General features: G+C 68.2%; 17 protein-coding genes and 1 tRNA gene. 5 read left to right on the forward strand and 13 right to left on the reverse strand.

What is annotated here, in order from left to right; translation table 11 throughout:
• Positions 1-245 precede the first annotated feature (245 nt).
• Together D3273_RS23495 and D3273_RS28440 are read right to left on the reverse strand one after the other, a co-directional pair.
• Positions 246-2,255 (reverse strand): autotransporter-associated beta strand repeat-containing protein, encoded by a 2,010-nt coding sequence (locus tag D3273_RS23495; RefSeq protein WP_165359639.1) that lies wholly within the window; start codon positions 2,253-2,255, stop codon positions 246-248.
• Positions 2,256-2,317: 62 nt separating this feature from the next.
• Positions 2,318-2,617 (reverse strand): hypothetical protein, encoded by a 300-nt coding sequence (locus D3273_RS28440; RefSeq protein ID WP_165359640.1) that lies wholly within the window; start codon positions 2,615-2,617, stop codon positions 2,318-2,320.
• Between the two features lie 891 nt (positions 2,618-3,508).
• On the opposite strand from D3273_RS28440, the gene D3273_RS23500 reads away from it, so the two are divergent.
• Positions 3,509-4,399, forward strand: coding sequence for an AraC family transcriptional regulator (locus D3273_RS23500; protein ID WP_165359641.1), 891 nt, complete (start codon positions 3,509-3,511; stop codon positions 4,397-4,399).
• A gap of 365 nt (positions 4,400-4,764) precedes the next feature.
• Here D3273_RS23500 and D3273_RS23505 read toward each other — a convergent pair whose 3' ends face one another.
• From D3273_RS23505 to D3273_RS23515, 3 genes are all read right to left on the reverse strand, one after another.
• On the reverse strand, positions 4,765-6,096 hold the full coding sequence (locus tag D3273_RS23505) for a hypothetical protein (protein WP_129229342.1): 1,332 nt from the start codon (positions 6,094-6,096) through the stop codon (positions 4,765-4,767).
• A 272-nt stretch (positions 6,097-6,368) separates the two neighbouring features.
• On the reverse strand, positions 6,369-7,703 hold the full coding sequence (locus D3273_RS23510; protein ID WP_129229343.1) for a DUF6538 domain-containing protein: 1,335 nt from the start codon (positions 7,701-7,703) through the stop codon (positions 6,369-6,371).
• A 93-nt stretch (positions 7,704-7,796) separates the two neighbouring features.
• Positions 7,797-7,881: transfer RNA gene (locus D3273_RS23515), tRNA-Leu, on the reverse strand.
• 144 nt (positions 7,882-8,025) lie between these two features.
• Between D3273_RS23515 and lipB the strand changes: the two genes are divergently transcribed.
• Both lipB and D3273_RS28445 read left to right on the forward strand, forming a co-directional pair.
• Positions 8,026-8,826 (forward strand): lipoyl(octanoyl) transferase LipB, encoded by an 801-nt coding sequence (lipB, locus tag D3273_RS23520; protein ID WP_129229345.1) that lies wholly within the window; start codon positions 8,026-8,028, stop codon positions 8,824-8,826.
• Positions 8,823-8,963: a hypothetical protein gene (locus D3273_RS28445; protein WP_165359642.1), complete on the forward strand. Its 141-nt coding sequence runs from the start codon at positions 8,823-8,825 to the stop codon at positions 8,961-8,963. The genes lipB and D3273_RS28445 overlap by 4 nt, the downstream gene beginning before the upstream one ends.
• Here the strand turns inward: D3273_RS28445 and D3273_RS23525 are convergent, their stop codons facing one another.
• Complete coding sequence (locus D3273_RS23525; RefSeq protein WP_129229347.1) at positions 8,964-9,452, reverse strand: hypothetical protein; 489 nt, start codon at positions 9,450-9,452, stop codon at positions 8,964-8,966. It lies immediately after the preceding gene.
• 183 nt (positions 9,453-9,635) lie between these two features.
• Between D3273_RS23525 and D3273_RS23530 the strand changes: the two genes are divergently transcribed.
• Positions 9,636-10,022 (forward strand): RidA family protein, encoded by a 387-nt coding sequence (locus tag D3273_RS23530; RefSeq protein ID WP_129229348.1) that lies wholly within the window; start codon positions 9,636-9,638, stop codon positions 10,020-10,022.
• A 4-nt stretch (positions 10,023-10,026) separates the two neighbouring features.
• Here the strand turns inward: D3273_RS23530 and D3273_RS23535 are convergent, their stop codons facing one another.
• From D3273_RS23535 to D3273_RS23545, 3 genes are all read right to left on the reverse strand, one after another.
• Positions 10,027-10,710 carry a haloacid dehalogenase type II gene (locus D3273_RS23535; RefSeq protein WP_129229350.1) on the reverse strand — a complete coding sequence of 228 codons (684 nt, stop codon included), beginning with the start codon at positions 10,708-10,710 and terminating at the stop codon, positions 10,027-10,029.
• Between the two features lie 36 nt (positions 10,711-10,746).
• Positions 10,747-11,070 carry a DUF2218 domain-containing protein gene (locus tag D3273_RS23540; RefSeq protein ID WP_129229352.1) on the reverse strand — a complete coding sequence of 108 codons (324 nt, stop codon included), beginning with the start codon at positions 11,068-11,070 and terminating at the stop codon, positions 10,747-10,749.
• A 111-nt stretch (positions 11,071-11,181) separates the two neighbouring features.
• A complete protein-coding gene (locus D3273_RS23545) occupies positions 11,182-12,105 on the reverse strand; it encodes a DMT family transporter (protein ID WP_245501351.1) in 924 nt (307 codons plus the stop codon).
• Between the two features lie 250 nt (positions 12,106-12,355).
• Between D3273_RS23545 and D3273_RS23550 the strand changes: the two genes are divergently transcribed.
• Complete coding sequence (locus tag D3273_RS23550; RefSeq protein WP_129229353.1) at positions 12,356-13,144, forward strand: sulfite exporter TauE/SafE family protein; 789 nt, start codon at positions 12,356-12,358, stop codon at positions 13,142-13,144.
• A 549-nt stretch (positions 13,145-13,693) separates the two neighbouring features.
• Here D3273_RS23550 and D3273_RS23555 read toward each other — a convergent pair.
• The 4 genes from D3273_RS23555 to D3273_RS23570 form a co-directional block, all read right to left on the reverse strand.
• Positions 13,694-13,948 carry a hypothetical protein gene (locus D3273_RS23555; RefSeq protein WP_207210884.1) on the reverse strand — a complete coding sequence of 85 codons (255 nt, stop codon included), beginning with the start codon at positions 13,946-13,948 and terminating at the stop codon, positions 13,694-13,696.
• Between the two features lie 114 nt (positions 13,949-14,062).
• A complete protein-coding gene (locus D3273_RS23560) occupies positions 14,063-14,545 on the reverse strand; it encodes a TIGR02301 family protein (protein ID WP_245501352.1) in 483 nt (160 codons plus the stop codon).
• Positions 14,545-15,015: an NUDIX hydrolase gene (locus D3273_RS23565; RefSeq protein WP_129229355.1), complete on the reverse strand. Its 471-nt coding sequence runs from the start codon at positions 15,013-15,015 to the stop codon at positions 14,545-14,547. The genes D3273_RS23560 and D3273_RS23565 overlap by 1 nt, the downstream gene beginning before the upstream one ends.
• Positions 15,012-15,728 (reverse strand): SDR family NAD(P)-dependent oxidoreductase, encoded by a 717-nt coding sequence (locus D3273_RS23570; RefSeq protein WP_129229375.1) that lies wholly within the window; start codon positions 15,726-15,728, stop codon positions 15,012-15,014. The genes D3273_RS23565 and D3273_RS23570 overlap by 4 nt, the downstream gene beginning before the upstream one ends.
• Positions 15,729-15,764 lie beyond the last annotated feature (36 nt).

The following is a 15,764-nucleotide window of genomic DNA, read 5'->3' on the forward strand; positions in this document are numbered from 1 at the left end:
GTTCGGCCGTCGAGACGCGAGCGTAGAGGATGGTGGTCACGTCGGCTTCCGTTTGTCCGCTGGGATGGTGTCCGCATAAAGTGCTGTCCGTTGGGCAAAGTCAACCTATACGGACGCCTTTTCAGGTCCATCCCGACTGTCCTCAAAGGTATGCCCTAACGGACGAACTCCGGATGCATAGCTCCTTTCGAGGGAGCATGGAGACGCGCCGCCTTTCGACGGCACGCCCACGTCACCCTAGGACCTCACGCACTCCTGATGTCGCTCGCCTGCATCGACTTGACGCCCGTGAGCCGCACCACGTCCTCGATGCCCGTGCCCCCACCGTTGCCGGCCGTCGTGAACAGAAAGCCGTCCGTCCCGCTGCCCACGAAGGCATAGGTGTCGCCGCCGTTGAGGAGGTTCTGGGCAAGGGCCTGGATGGCTGTGAAGTCGGTGCTGGTAGTCGAGGCGGTGCCGAAGTTTCCCGCCGTGCCGGCCGGTCCCGCCGTGAACTGGAGGCTGTCCGTCCCGCTCTTGAAGTCGCCCACGGTATCGCCCGTGCCCAGGTTGCTCATGAAGTCCGTGTCGCCTGGATTGAAGACGAAGCGGTTGGCGCCCTCGTTGCCGAACATGAAGTCGTTGCCCTGGCCGCCGATGAGAGTGTCGTCTCCTTGACCGCCGTAGAGGGTGTCGTCGCCGAAGCCACCGTAGATGACGTCGTTGCCCTGGTTCCCGAGGACGATGTCGTTGCCTTGGTTGCCCAGGAGGATGTCGTCCCCGTAGCCGCCCAGCACGGTGTCGTTGCCGCCCCCAGCCCCTACCGTGTCGTTGCCGCCGTTGCCGAGGATGAGGTCATTGCCGGTCCCCGAGGTGATGAGGTCGGCCCCGTCCACGCTGTCGATGGTGCTGTTCCCCGTGCCGCCGATGAGGGTGTTGCTGCCATTCCCGGCCTGGATGGTGTCCGCGCCCTCGCCGCCGTAGAGGAGGTCGTTGCCGGTCCCTCTCGCGGTGATGAGGTCGTTACCCATCCCTCCAAAGGCCGTGTCGCTCCCGCCGCCCAGGTTGACCGTGTCGGCGCCTCCGTTCCCGAGGATGAGGTTGTTGCCCGAGCCCACGGTGATGAGGTCGGCCCCGTCGTTCGCGTCGATGGCGCTGTTCCCCGTGCCGCCCAGGATGGTGTTGCTGCCATTCCCGGCCTGGACCGTATCGGCGCCCTCATCCCCGTAGAGCAGGTTGTTGCCGTTGCCGGCAGTGATGCGGTCGTTGTCCATGCCGCCCGCGACCGTGTTCATCCCGTCGCCCACGGTGATGAGGTCGTTGCCCTGGTTGCCCAGAATGAGGTCGTTGCCGCCGAAGCCGTTGATTGTGTCGTCGCCCGCGAGGGCCACGATGGTGTCGCTGCCCGAGGAGCCTGTGAGGCTGTCGGGGCCGGGCGTGGGCGTGGTGGAGACCGTGGAGCCTCCGCCGCCCGGGGAGGATGTCGTGGGCGAAGGAATGGACACCAGCGTGCCACCCATGCCGTCCGAGGCGAAGCTCAAAGACGTGGCGGTGAAGTTCTGGGCGAAGGTAAAATCCGACAGCGTGTCCGAGTTCGCGCCACTGGTGACCTGTAGCGAAGTCCCGCCATAGGTAGCCGTCGCCGTACCCGAGTAGGTGAGGTTGCGGAGGTCGATGGTGTCCCCGGACGAGAAGGCCAGCACGCCGCCGCTGTAGGTCGTGGTGCCAGTCGGGAAGGCGCTCGCGTCCAACTGGAGCGTGGCCGAGGTGCCCGAGAAGGTCACGGTCCCCGGCGTGGTCGAAGTCCCACTCACCCGCCCAGCCGCGTTGACGGCATTGAGTTCCAGGGTGCCCGCCGAGATGGTCGTGCCTCCCGTGTAGCTGTTGTCGCCGGAGAGCGTGAGGGTGCCGGTGCCGGTCTTGGCGAGGGCGAGTGCGCCGCCCTGGTCGGCCGTGTTGGCGCCTGCGGCTGCACCGTTAACGGCCGGGTTTGTCCCGCCTGAGCCGATGTAGTCCGCGATGTCGTCGGCGATGGATTGCGTCCCGGCTCCGTAGGTGACGGTCGTGGTCGTTCCATACGTGCCCTGGACGAAGAAGGCGCTCCCGTAGGCCTGCCCCGCGTAGGTCTGGCCCGCGTTGCCAGCGGATACGGTGCTCCCGCTTTCCGTCGTGTCGCCCGTGATGCTGAGGGTCCCGCCGGTCTGGACGAAGACCGCGCCGCCTAGGCCTGCGCCGCCACCGCCCGAGCCTTCCCCGTAGGTATCACCTACAGGCACCGCCTCCTGACCGGAGCCTGCGGCGAAACCGCCGAGTCCGACAGCGCTTCCTCCGGTGGAACTCAGATACCCCCCACCACCCCCTCCAAAGCCGCCATTTCCTCCAATGGCCGGTGTCGAAGCGTTGCCCTGCGCCGCACCTCCACCTCCTCCAAACCCTCCTTCACCAGCGATAGCCTGCGATGAACCAGATCTTTCAAGGGCACCTCCACCTCCGCCTCCAAATCCTCCCGCACCTCCGACCGCCTCAAGACCTGGCTCAGCACCATACACGTCAGTGTAAGCTCCACCCCCTCCACCATTGAATGTTCCTGCAGTTGCAATTGCGTTTTCATCAACCGTTTTCTCACCAGAACCACCACCTGTCCCGCCCCCATCACTACTATAATATGATCCATTGGTTCCAGAAGCTAACCCGCCTCCTCCGTTACCGTCTGAAGCATCGCCTCGATTTCCCCCTGCTCCCCCAAGTCCACCACCTCCGCCGGACTCGTTGTTTGTCACACCTGCACCAGCCCCTCCAGTCGCGCTGTTCGTCGTAAGCGTGGTCCCATCGAGGGTCAGCGCTCCATTCGATGTGACCAGAACGGCTCCACCGAGCCCCGCGCCACCCCCGCCTCCATCGACACCCGCGCCACCTTGCGCTGTCCCGCCCGTCACGGTGACGTTATGAAGCGTGAGGCTGTATTGCCCGCCTCCGGTGGGCGTGGTGGTCCCCGCGTCGCCCACGATGAACGGCCGGAACTGGTTGTTCCCGCTGATGGAGACCGTGCCGCCGCCGTCGATGGCCGCATTGCCGGTGAGGACCGGGAGTTCCTTGCCGAGGACGACGGAGGTGACGCCCGAGGCGAAGGTGATGTTGACCGTCTGCCCTGGGTTGGCGTTAGCGAAGTTGATGGCCTCGCGGAGCGTGCCTTGCTGGATGCCGCCGACCGATGTTCCCTGAGTCGTGTCGTTGTAGTTGCCCGTCGTCGTGGTGGCAGCGGTTGTCGCGGTGCCGTTCGTCTCCGTCGCGGCGGACGTGACCAGGAAATCGACCATCGAGTGCTTCTCCATCCGACGCCGCGTCGGCAGCACCTCCTACAGCCCGAGGACACCTGGGCGAGGCCGCCTGCCATCGACGCGCTTCATCGTTGCACTCAATACCACCTGCTAACGACGGGCCGCGACGGCCGCGGTTTCCCATGGATTGCTTTTCGCAGCGTTCTCCGCACATCGTCGTGCGACGGCAGGCATATCGTCGGGAGCACGCGGTGGACGAGGCTACATCGGCGCACTCGCCTCATCAGGCCATCGACCGTCGCATCCGCCATGCCATGCGTATCCTGGAGAACGAGCAGACACCGCTTCCGACATCCGCCGAGGTTGCGGAGCGGGTCGGATTATCGGTGTTTCACTTCGTGCGGTTGTTCGCCGCCCAGGTAGGCTGGACGCCGCAGGACTACGGCCGTAGCCTCATCATGATGCACGCGGCGAGCCGCATCCGGTACAGCACCGACCCCATCAAGGTGGTGGCCCGTGACTTCGGGTATGCGAAGCAGGCGACGTTCAACAGGGCTTTCACACAGCACCACGGCGTCGCTCCGGTCCGTTGGCGAGCCCAGGCCCAGGCGGTCATCAGCCCCGTGTCGGGCGACGGCGTGCGGCTGGAGACCGTGCCGGCGCTGAGGTGCTTCGCGCGCCGCTACCTTGGGCCTCGCGAACTCACGGGCGCACAGTGGGCCGACTTCGTCCCACGCCTGCCGCCGGACCTCCGCGACCGCCCTCGCATCGGCTTCGCCTACGACGACCCCCGCGTAACCCCGCCCGGGCGCATCCGTCACGACTGCGCTGTGGTGGTCGGGGATGGCCTGGACCTGCCGGAGGAGATGGCAGAGGACGGCTTCGAGGTCCTGGTGAGTCCGGCGGGCCTGTGGGCCGTGGTGGACGTGGGAAGGCGTGAGATTGCGAACGGCTACCGGGCGGTCCTGGACGGATGGTTTCAGCGGCGGCCCGACTACGCCCTTGAAGGTGACCCGCACCTGGAGCGGTATGGCAAGGCATCTGGGGGCGAGGACGTGGTCTCCGTGTCCCTGCGTGTTCGGCCGGTCGAGGAGGACGGGTCGTGGAACATGCCCGTGGTGGTCCCGGTGACGCGAGTCTGAGCGAGCCATGACGCCGCCTGCCATGAACGGAGGAGACGGGGAGGGTCGGCGTTTGTCTTCTCCACCGGATGGCCTGAGAAGGCCTAGGATGACCGTGGGCGGGCATCTGAAACCTTCGGGTGCCAGATTGTCGCCTCTGTACCCTAGGCGGCCCAGAGAGGCCCGGAGGAGCATCGGTTGGGGATGCCCTCCGTTCGACCAAGGTCACCAGGGACGGGAGACCCCTCGGTACGTCCCTCCAAATCTGTTCCCAAGTACTATAGGACACACAGGGTCACTCCATCATCAACCACCATGACCACCCCTATAGTCCCTCCCCTAAGGTCACCTAAGGTATCAATGGCTCAATTTTTTCCCCACAGCGTCTACTCCACAATGGGAGTCAGGCCACACCTAAGGGCATAGTGAGCCTGAAGCAGCTCTTTTGCTGCCTGGGCATCTCTAGCCCTCACAGCGAGGCTGTCATGGATGCTGAAACTTGGCGCTGCATGTTTCCTCATTAAATCCATCATGGTCGCCAACATGGCTTCGCTCTCGATGAACATCAGGGTCGCCCAACCCATCCCGAGCTTCTTTTTTCCCCAATCTCCCAGGAGAGGAAATCTTTCGACCATGGCCTTGCGAACGACCTTGATGGGGTAGTCTGCTTCCAGGTTGTCGCCGCCCTTCGCCTCATACTCCTTGGTGGTCTCGTCTGGCCACTCACGATGATGTCTCTTGGCTCCCAAGGTGGCGACAACCCAGTTCTTCACGACCCACCGACGGAGGTCTTTTCCGTCCTTGTCACGTCGAGCCAGTAGGCTCTCAAGTTCATACGGGTCTTTCGTGGCAGCGTCGAAGGGCAGGTTTTGTGTTCCATGCAAGATGGTCAGGTAGGACGCCTTCACGTCCATCTCGACAACGTCCTCGCCGTCTATCCTCATGGCCTGACGCTTCTCCTTCGACATACCCTGGTAGGACGGGTCACCGTTGGCATAGAGACGCGCGCCCTTGTCGAGATTGAAGCCGGGCTTGTCAGCCAAGTTGTAGATGCGGCGAAAGCCTCTGAACTGTCCACCTTCGAGCTTAAAGCCGTCGAGGAAGCTATTCAGCTCCCGTAAGTCCCCGTTCATGGCGTCGATGGCAGGGCGGAGATGGGCGAGGGGCGACTTGGTTGTCACGATAACGGGCTTGCCCCGCACCTCTCGCTTGCCGACCTTCGTCTTCTCCGTGTGGAGGACGACAGGATGGAACGGCAAGTCTTGGACGAAGTGCAAGCCGACCTCGGCCGCCTCGACCCCGTGTTCCCGTGCGAGCACCGGTAGCTTGTCCGTCCCCCGGAAATGGGAAGCCGCGCGTTTGCCCTCGGCACTTCCGTTCCCATCGGTCACGACCTCATCGTCGGTGTCGTCGCTGTGGTAGCCTTGTAGGCCGAAGATGCCACCTTCCTTCATCTCCACCAGCTTCAGGGCGCGGAACGCTTCTCGGACGAACTGGAAGTCCATACGGGACACCCCGGCATGGGCTGGGTAGCTGTCGGCCCGGAGAGACCGGTAGACCCACCGCCCCGTTTCGGGCTGTCCTGCGGACCTCAGGAGGTCGGCCAGGAAGGCTGCGACCACCTTCTTGAACTTGGCCGCCTGCTCGTCGCGACGCTGGTACTTGCGCTTCCCTACGTCCTTCTCGTGAGCGTTCACCAGCACCAGGACGGTGTCCACCAGGGCGCGACCCATGTCGCTGATGGGGGAGTCGGCCAGTCGCGCATAGATCGGCTTGACGATATGCGGCGCTTCGGCAGGTGAGTGGTCCAACTCTGATTGTGGCTCGAATGCGTTCGATGGTGGAGTATTTGCCGTCGAAAAGAGGCGGGAAGCCGTTTGCACCAAGGCGGGATTTTCCTATCGGTGTGGGTGGTTAGGATGGAGACGAGGCGCCTAAGGCACCTCCGAAACCGAACGGATGCCTGCTGCTTCGAGGCTGTCGTGAAGGTTCAGTCCCGAAGGACCATCCTCGTCATATGGGCGTGCAAGACCTCCAGCGGATAGCCCTGCCCGTAGCCCTGGCCGACCGTCCGCGCGCCCCAGCCGCCGATGGCTTCCTGGATGTCGTGTGGGACCTGGGCGGCTCGGAGGCGGTCGCGCATCGCGTGCCGCATGCAGTGGGTCGTCTTGCCGTTGGCGACGCCCTCCAGCCCCGACAGCCATTTGTTCAGGGTGTTGGAAGCATGGGTCGCCTTCACCTCCCGGTCGGAGGCGTAGCGGGAAAACAGCCAACCGCCGTTGCCCCGAGCTTTTGCGGCCGCCACCGCCCGTCCTGCGCTCCACAGGGCCACCCCCACGAGCGGGATGTCGCGCCGGCTCGCGTCGGTTTTGAGGGTTCGGACGGTGCCGAAGGGCCGGATGCGGACGTGCGGGACGGCATGGTCGAGGACCACGTCCTGAACGCGGAGACCAATGATTTCGCCCGCCCTGGCACCCGTATCGAGTTGGAGCCCGATGATGTGGCGAATGTCGTCGTCCAGCCTGCGGCACGCCCCGGCGATGACCGACAGCTCAGCAGTGGTGTAGCCCTCCCGCTTCTTCGCGTCCTGGCCTTCCTGCGGGATGCTCAGGTTCTCGAACGCGTTCCCGAGGGTGAGCCCTTCCTCCGCGACAGCCTTGTTGAAGACGGCGACGAGGGTGTCCAGCCGCCGCCTCACGGTCCCCGTGCTGTTCCGGGTGAGGAGGTCGTCACGGTAGGCCTGGGCCTGCTGCCGGGTATAGAACGAGAGCGGCAAGTCCCCCGCCATCGCGACCACGCCGTTGACGACGCGCTCGGCATCGGCCCGGAACTTCTTCATCTCGCCCTTGGGGTGATGCGACAGGTAGAGGGCCAGGGCATCCCCGAGCGTGATGACAGCCAGCGGCACGGTGACGGCGAACGGGGCTGGCCCTGCAGCGATGTGTCCGAATGCGTCGGCGTTCCTGGACGCCTCCGTCGCCTTACGAGCCCCGAGGTAGCCCACGAGCACCTGGAGCGCTGTCTGGGGACCACCTGCCGCGTCCTGGCCTGTCGCTTGGCCTTCAGCCGGAATGTCTTCCACGGCGCCGCTGTCGGCCCGCAGGCGTGCCCAGAGTCCATCGAGTTCGGCCGTGAGGTCGGCGGCCTTGCGCGCCAGCTCGTGGGCATCGCGGCCCAGGCTGCGCACGTAAAACGCTTTCCCCGGATAGTGGCCATGGAGGCACACCGGGATACGGCGGCGGTACTGGAACGAGCCGTTAGGCTTCGCTTCGACATGCCGCACGGAGACCGTCAAGGAGCGGTCGTCGTAGAGCTTCAAGGCCATGCGTGTTACCACCTCGTGCGACCACGAGGCGTTCGCCTGCTCTCAAAATGCAGCCTAAGCCGCTGACTACAAACGCGAGCTCCCCGGAGGAACTGGTGCGGCCAAGAGGACTCGAACCTCCACTGGTTTCCCAACTAGCACCTCAAGCTAGCGCGTCTACCAATTCCGCCATGGCCGCGACCGTTGTCGCTGCGGGTCGAACCCGTCGTCGGCGAGGCCTGTCCACTAACAAACCGGATGGGGGCTGGCAAGCGCCTTCTGCGGCGTTTCCGTCGCGGCGGCGGCCCGGTAGGGTGGCGGCCGACGCCTGGAAGCCCCACCCATGCCGCAACAACCCGCCCGCGACGTGCCCAGCCCGAGGGGCGCCGCACCCGTCGACTTCCGAGCCGGCGACGGCGCGCCGGCGGTGGAATGGCGCGTGGCGGAGGGGCTGGTGTCCCACGAGGACGCGGTGGACGCCATGGAAGCCCGCGTCGGACGGATCATCGCCGGCGAGTCTCGCGAGCTGGTCTGGCTGGTCGAGCATCCGCCGCTCTACACCGCCGGCACGTCGGCGCGCGACGGCGACCTGCGGGACGCTCGCTTCCCGGTCCACAGGACGGGGCGCGGCGGACAATACACCTACCACGGTCCCGGGCAGCGGGTCGCCTACGTGATGCTGGACCTCGCCCGGCGCCGGCCGGACGTGCGGGCCTTCGTGGCGGCGCTCGAAAGCTGGGTGATCGGGGCGCTGGCCCGCGTGAACGTGCGCGGCGAGCGGCGGGAAGACCGCGTCGGCGTGTGGGTCGCGCGCCCCGACAGGCCGCCCGGGGCCGACGGCTCGCCCGCCGAGGACAAGGTGGCGGCGATCGGCATCCGCCTCAAGCGTTGGGTGAGCTTCCACGGCATCTCGGTAAACGTGGAGCCGGATCTCGGCCATTTCGGCGGCATCGTGCCCTGCGGCATCGCGCAGCCGCACTACGGGGTGACGAGCCTCGTCGACCTCGGCCTCCCGATCGGCCTGGCGGAGTTCGACATGGTCCTGAGGGGTGAGTTCGAGCGCGTGTTCGGCCCGACGTCCGACGCCGCGGAACTTGCGGACGCGGCTGCCGTTGCCGATGCGACTGGGGAGCGAAACCGATGAGCGAACGTCCGACCCGCCTCGACAAGACGGAAGCCAGCGCCGGCAAGAGCGGCCTCGGGGTGCGCTACGTCCTGATCGGTGGCCTCGTGCTGGTCATCGCGGCCTTCATCGTCGTGTGGCTCGTCGCCGGGCGCTGATCACGCCGCCAGGCGCAGCGGGCGCGAGAAAGCGTCTTCGCCGCGGGACAGGCCCGGCCAGCCCGCCACCGCCCGCGCCCGCACGGCGCCGGCGAACCAGGACGGCACCGTCTGCGCTTCGTCGAGCACGTTGACGAGAAGTGCGAAGGCGGCGGGCGTGCGGGCCGTGTCGACCTGGGCGATGAGCCAGTCGGCCTGGGCGTCGTCGAGCCGGCCCGTCGGGCGGGCGCCCCACACGACGTGGTCGGTCACGGCCTGGATGAAGAAGTTCGTCCAAGCATCGCAGCGGCTCAGCGCCGCGCGTTCCAGGTCGAACAGCGCTTCCGCCTCGGCCCGGTCGATCGACCCCTCGGCGAAGAGGTGGCGGTGAAGCGAAGCCACGTCCTGGCGCGACACGTCCGGCCGGCCGGCGACCGCCGACAGGATGTCAGGCGCCGAGACGGGGGCCAGGGCGGCGTTGCTGGTCGAGGTGGCGATGTCGAGAGACATGATGATCCGTCCTTCTGTTGTTAGTGACAGTGGACGCGAGCCATTTCTGGAATATGAACACGGAATGACCGCAATTTGGCAAGGTTAAACGCGCGGCAAAGGGTAGTGTGAGCGAAACGTTGCTTTCAGGATCCGTTGACGATGTGGACGGGTCGAGAGCGGGGATCCGGGGAAGGACAGGCCATGGCGGGACGGCGGCTGATCGGGTCGGGATCGGGGTTCGAGGCGGACATCGGCTACAGCCGCGCCGTCGTGGACGGGGACTGGGTGTTCGTGTCGGGCACCACGGGGTTCGACTATGCCGCCGGCATCATCGCCGCCGACGCCGCTTCGCAGTGCGAGCGGGCGCTCCACAACATCGAATCGGCCTTGGCCGAGGCCGGCTTCACGTTCGGCGACGCCGTGCGGGTCCGCTACATCCTGCCGGACCCCGCCGACTTCGCGCGCTGCTGGCCGGCGCTGCGGGCGCGATTCGGCGAGGTGCGGCCGGCCGCCACCATGATGGTCGCCGGCCTCCTCGACCCGAGGATGAAGATCGAGATCGAATTGACCGGCCGCCGCCGGAGCTGAGCCGTCAGCGCCACAGCCGGATCATCGCGTCCGCGAGGGCGGACAGGTCGGGCGCCGCCACGTCCGGGAGGGGCAGGCCCGGCACGCACAGCGCCGCGTTGCCGGGGCGGGCGACCAGCGCGCCGGACCACCCGAGGCCCTGGGCGCCCAGCGTGTCCCAGGCGTGGGCCGCCACCAGGCAGAACGCGTCGGACGGCAGCGCCAAGGCCTCCGACACCTGGAGGTAGACCTCCGGCGCGGGCTTGAACCGGCGCACGGGGTCGACGCTGAACTGGCGCTCGACGAGGCGGGCGATGCCGGTGCGCTCGAGCGGGCTCGCGTCGGGGTCGGGCGCGGAATTCGTGAGCGTGACCAGGCGGAACCCGGCGCCACGTAGGCGTTCCAGCGCGGGCAGCACGTCCGGATGGGCGGGCATGCCGAGCGTGCGGTCCTTCAGTTCGGCGACGTCGGCCTCGGCTACGGGCACGCCGTGCGTTTCGCCGACCATGCGCAGCACTCCGGCGCCGAGCGCACCGAAGGGCGCGTAACGGCCGGCCAGCGTCGCCGCCTGCGCGTAGACGACGAGCTGGGCGAACCATTCGCGCAGGACGGCGCCGTCGCCGAACAGCCGCAGGAACAGCGGCTCCAAGGCCGCGATGTCGAGCAGCGTTTCGTTCACGTCGAAGACCAGCACCGTCGGCTTCGTCATGGCATCGCTCCCGTGCGTCACGCCCGCCTCCGGCCCTCAGGCCGGTCCACCCGACGGCGAGCCGCCGTCGTCGCCGAGGCGCCGCCACGCGAAGGTCAGCTCCTCGCGAAACGCGAATCGGGCGACGTGGTCGGCGATGACGCCCTCGAACCGCGCCGCGTCGCCGCCGTCCGGGACGGTGGCGCGCAGCGTCAGCGCGTCGTCGCCGGCGGACAGCGCGCAGGCGCGCCCGTCGCCGAAGTCGATCATGCCGCGCTCGGCGGTGAAATCCACCGTGAACTTATGGGACCAGTGCTTGCACAGCTGCTGGAGGTAACGGCTGGCGTGGGGCGTCGCGACGCGGGCTTCCGAGATGGGCATGGCGCGGTCTTCCGGTCGGAGGGGGGCGCGGCCAGGCGAGCCCGCCCGGCCGCGCGGGGACGGACCTCCCACCGCCAATGCCGTACGGCCGGGATGGTTCGCCGTCGCCGGTCAGCCGATCCGCCCTGCGAGGCCGCGGAAGGCGCGCCCGTCCAGGACGAGCAGCCCGAGGCCGACCAGCGCCATGCCGGCCCAGCCCGACGCGCCGACCCGCTCCTCCAGGAACACCGTGCCCAGCAGCACGGCCCCGACCGGAACCAGGAGCGTCACCAGCGACACGGCGGTGGCGCCGGCCCGTGCGAGGATGCGGAAGAACAGGATGTAGGCCAGCGCCGTGCTGAACAGCGACAGGCCGAGCAACGCCGCCCAGCTGCCCGCCCCCGGCATCCGCAGGGTCCAGGGCCGGTCCGCCAGGATCATGATGGGCAGCATCAGGACGGCGCTCGACGACAGCTGCGCGCAGGCCACCGTCAGCGGCGGCAGGGCGCGAAAGCGGCGGCCGAACACGCCGGCGCAGCCGTAGGACAGCGCGGCGGCGAGCACCGCCCAATGGGCCCAGGCGTCGCCGCGCCCGAGCCCCTCCAGAGCGGCGGGGCCGACGAGCGCGCCGACGCCGCAGATGCCGAGCGCGAGGCCCGCGAGCTTGCCGGCCCCGAGCGTCTCGTCGCGCGAGACGACCCGCGCCGCCAGGATGGTGAACATCGGCGTGGTGGCGATGAGGATGGAGGCCACCCCGCTCGACAGCCGCGTTTCGCCGAACACGATGAGGGAGAACGGCACGGCATTGTTGAGGAGGCCGAGGACGGCGAAGCGCGCCCAGAGCCCGGCCCCGACCGGCAGGCGCGCGCCGCGCAGCACGACGACGAGGTTCAGAACCGCAGCCGCGATGGCGACCCGGGCGAAGACGATGGTGAACGGCGGCAGCACCGCCACCAGCAGCTTGTAGAAGAAGAACGATCCGGCCCAGAGCAGCGCCAGAGCCACCAGCAGCCCCCATTCCGCCCCGCCCATCGAGACGTCGTTTCCAGCCCGCATCGCCCACCTCCCGGCTCGCCCGACAGCGCCTCGTCGACCCCGGGTCTACCCACCCCGGCCTCGCGCCGCCATCCGGTCCTTGCGGCCGCATCCCCGTCCCTTGCGGCCGCGGGCGGGATTGTCTACGAGAGCGATAGACTTGGTCGAGATCCAGATCGGGAACTCGGCGGACGGGCCGGCATTGAGGGGACAGGCTGGGGCGCCCGCGCGCCCCGGCCCGATGCCACGCCGGTGCAACACGGGGCCGTGCATGACTTGGCTGCATTCCATCAACTGGTTCTATTCGGCGTCCGGCTTCGGCGTCGGCATGCTGGTGGGCTTCACGGGCGTCGGGGGCGGTTCGCTGATGACCCCGCTGCTGGTGCTGCTGTTCGGGTTCCACCCGTCGACCGCCGTCGGCACCGACCTGCTCTACGCCGGGTTGACCAAGAGCGGCGGCACGGTGGTGCATGGGCTGAACAAGACCGTCGACTGGCGCATCGTTGGGCGCCTGGCGGCGGGCAGCCTGCCCGGCACGGCCGCGACGCTCGTCGCCCTCTCGTTCGTCGACACGGGCAGCGCCAAGACCGGCGCGGCGATCAACACCGTCCTCGGCATTGCCCTGATCCTGACCGCGCTGACGCTTCTCCTGCGCAAATGGATCCAGGCCCGCCTGGCGCGGATGAGCGAACGCCTGACGGACCGCCAAACGTCGACCCTGACCGTGCTGCTGGGCTTGTGCCTCGGCGTGATGGTGTCGCTGACCTCCGTCGGCGCGGGCGCCATCGGGGTCACGGTCCTGCTGGTGCTGTACCCGCGCATGCCCACGGTCCGCATCGTGGGCTCCGACATCGCCCATGCGGTGCCGCTGACGCTGCTGGCCGGCCTCGGACACTGGTACGTCGGCTCGGTCGACGGGATGCTGCTCGGCTCGCTCCTGATCGGCTCCCTCCCCGGCATCGCCATCGGCAGCCAACTCGCGTCGCGCGTCCCCGACGCCGTGCTGCGCCCGGTCCTGGCCGGCACGCTCCTCCTGGTCGGGGCGCGGCTGGCGCTGTGAGCGCCATCGGTTCGAGGTGCAGCGACGTCGCCCACCTTTGGGAGGCGGCGCAAGCGCCCTAGAGCCGAAGACCGGGGCGGCGAACCCCTCGCGAGCCGCTTCGAGCGACATGCTTCGAAGACGCGTCTTGAGGCGGTCGGGTCAGAACAGGGCTTTCATCGGTACCGGTCTACGCGGAAGCTGTTGTCGCCCACCGTGCTCGACCGACGACGCCGGTGGTTCTGGGCCTACACCCTTCGTTGCATGTCGGTGTCGGCACGGTTCCCGTGTCGTGCACTGTGCTTTACGACAGAGCAGACTATGCCAAGGCGAAGTGCCGGCAGAGTCACACGCGAACAGGTGCCGCCTGAACGGACGCCCTCCACGCCAGGCTCATCCCGAGCAACGCGTGCAACACCCGCATCGTGCTTCGACACAGGTTCAGCACTGGCGAAAAAAGGCCGCCAGTGCGGGAGTGTAGGGATGCGTCGAACTTGTGCCCGAGTGTCCCCCGGAGGACATCGGTTTCATCTCTGCCGATCGGGCATCCGTTCGACGACATTCAGTCGATCATTGGCGTGTCATCACGGAGAATTCCCCGTGGCGCACGCGCTCCGGCAGGCGCTCGGCGAAGGTCGCGACGGCGTCCTCGCCGTAGCAGCTCACGAGTTTCTGGAACGCCACGAACAGCGCCGCCTGAGTCATGCTGTCCTCGTCGAGCCCGTCGAGCTCCGCTTCCGCGAAGGTCTCCATCAGGATCGACATGGCGATCTGCCGCTCTTCGGCGGCCTCGAAACGGTCCTGCTGGTGCGTCGTCATATCCATCATGCGCGATCTGTAGCGTCGTGAAAGGCGTCGCGACAGCCTACTCTTGACGGATCGTTAACGGAACGGCCCGGCCTCGATTAGCGCCGGGCTGTTGCGCGAAGGTGTCACCCGTCACGTCCCGCCGTAGCGGGATGCGAGATCGCGCGTCAGGCGGTCGGCTTCGGCGAGGGTCCGGACGATCACGAGGCGGGCCGAGGGCGTGCAGCTGCGATAGGTAGCGGCGTAGCCGCGGACGCCGCGATTGAACGCGCCGGCGAGCCTGTCCCGCGCGGAAGGCGTGCGCGCTTCCGCATCCAGCAGCGCCGCCATCCGGTCGCGGAACTGCGCGGCATCGCCGTCCCGGCACAGGTCGCGCATCAGGGCGAGGGTGCCGAGCCGCTCGGCCAGGCGCTCCATCTGCGGTTCGTAAGGCGGCAGGCCGTCGGGGTCGGGGGCCGGCGGCACGGCGGGCAGGAGCGCACCGGCGACGGGCGGCAGGGGCGGGTTGACGGGCAGGTTCTGCCCCGCGGCCGGCACGGCGGCCATCAGGGCCACGGCGGTCGCGGCGGCCGTCCGCAGGAGCAGGCCCGCGGACGGGAAACCGCCGGGCGGCATCAGCCCCGCGCCGCGATGGCGGCGGCCCGCAGCAGGATCGCGGGGAGCTGCGGCGTGGTGGCGAGGTGGTCGACGGCGTCCGGGGCCACCCAGGCGGTCCGCAGCGCTTCCGGCCCGGTCGCGGCCTCGCCCGCCGTCCAGCGGCCGACGAAGGACGCCACGACGAAATGGGCGGACACCCGGCCGTCCGAGTCGCGCTCGATCACCTCGACGTGATCGTTGAAGCCGACGATCTCGGCTTCGACGCCCGTCTCCTCGCGCAACTCCCGCAGGGCGGCCTCGCGGATGGTTTCGCCCGGCTCGACGAGGCCCCCGGGCAGCGAGAAGCGGCGCGCCCCGGGCGGCACGGCGCGTTCGGCGAGGAGCACGAGTCCGTCGCGGAACACCGCCACGCTGGCGGCCAGGAAGGGCCGCGCCGGATAGGCGCGCGATTCGGCGAAGCTCGGCGGCGCCGGGGCGGCAGGGCTCAAACGTGCTGCCCGCCGTTGATGTGGATCTCGGCGCCGTGCACGTAGCTCGATTGCTCGGTGCACAGGAAATAGATCGCCTTGGCGACCTCCTCGGGCGTGCCCAGCCGGCGCAGCGGCAAGGTGTCGACGATCTTGTCGGTGCCGGGCGACAGGATGGCGGTGTCGATCTCGCCGGGCGAGATGGCGTTGACGCGGATGCCGCGCGGCCCGAAATCGGCCGCCATCTCGCGGGTGAGCGCGGCCAGGGCGGCCTTCGAGGTCCCGTAGGCGGCGCCCGCGAAGGGATGCACGCGCGAGCCCGCTATGGAGGTGACGTTGACGACCGAACCGTGCGCCTGCTGCAGCTCGGCGATGAGGCCGCGCGCCAGCATGACCGGCGCGTAGAAGTTGACCTGGAACACCTTCTTCCAGTCGGCCAGCTCGGTTTCGACGGTGCCGAGCCGCGCACCGCCCGTGCCCTTGGGCGAGATGCCGGCGTTGTTGACCAGGGCGTCGAGCCGGCCCTCGGGCAGCCGCTGGCGCACGTCCGACAGGGCCTTGAGGATGTCCTCGGGGTCGGCGAGGTCGACCTGGAGATGGTCCTCGGGTCCCATCTCCCAAGGGCAGTTCTCCGGGAAAGCGTGGCGCGAGCAGGTGATGACCCGCCAGCCGGCGGAGGAGAAACGCTTCACCGTGGCGTGGCCGATGCCGCGCGACGCGCCGGTGAGCAGCATCGTGCGGCGAGGGCCGGCGTTGGACCGGGACGGGGA

Source organism: Lichenibacterium minor, assembly GCF_004137685.1.
Taxonomy (GTDB): domain Bacteria; phylum Pseudomonadota; class Alphaproteobacteria; order Rhizobiales; family Beijerinckiaceae; genus Lichenihabitans; species Lichenihabitans minor.

Excerpts from the sequence above, each read along its gene's own strand:
- D3273_RS23555 (WP_207210884.1), bottom strand. The coding sequence starts at position 13,948 with ATGGATATGACGACGCACCAGCAGGACCGTTTCGAGGCCGCCGAAGAG.
- D3273_RS23510 (WP_129229343.1), bottom strand. The coding sequence starts at position 7,703 with ATGGCCTTGAAGCTCTACGACGACCGCTCCTTGACGGTCTCCGTGCGG.
- D3273_RS23570 (WP_129229375.1), bottom strand. The coding sequence starts at position 15,728 with ATGCTGCTCACCGGCGCGTCGCGCGGCATCGGCCACGCCACGGTGAAG.
- D3273_RS23535 (WP_129229350.1), bottom strand. The coding sequence starts at position 10,710 with ATGACGAAGCCGACGGTGCTGGTCTTCGACGTGAACGAAACGCTGCTC.
- D3273_RS23550 (WP_129229353.1), top strand. The coding sequence starts at position 12,356 with ATGACTTGGCTGCATTCCATCAACTGGTTCTATTCGGCGTCCGGCTTC.
- D3273_RS23560 (WP_245501352.1), bottom strand. The coding sequence starts at position 14,545 with ATGCCGCCCGGCGGTTTCCCGTCCGCGGGCCTGCTCCTGCGGACGGCC.
- D3273_RS23525 (WP_129229347.1), bottom strand. The coding sequence starts at position 9,452 with ATGTCTCTCGACATCGCCACCTCGACCAGCAACGCCGCCCTGGCCCCC.
- lipB (WP_129229345.1), top strand. The coding sequence starts at position 8,026 with ATGCCGCAACAACCCGCCCGCGACGTGCCCAGCCCGAGGGGCGCCGCA.
- D3273_RS28445 (WP_165359642.1), top strand. The coding sequence starts at position 8,823 with ATGAGCGAACGTCCGACCCGCCTCGACAAGACGGAAGCCAGCGCCGGC.
- D3273_RS23540 (WP_129229352.1), bottom strand. The coding sequence starts at position 11,070 with ATGCCCATCTCGGAAGCCCGCGTCGCGACGCCCCACGCCAGCCGTTAC.
- D3273_RS23545 (WP_245501351.1), bottom strand. The coding sequence starts at position 12,105 with ATGCGGGCTGGAAACGACGTCTCGATGGGCGGGGCGGAATGGGGGCTG.
- D3273_RS23530 (WP_129229348.1), top strand. The coding sequence starts at position 9,636 with ATGGCGGGACGGCGGCTGATCGGGTCGGGATCGGGGTTCGAGGCGGAC.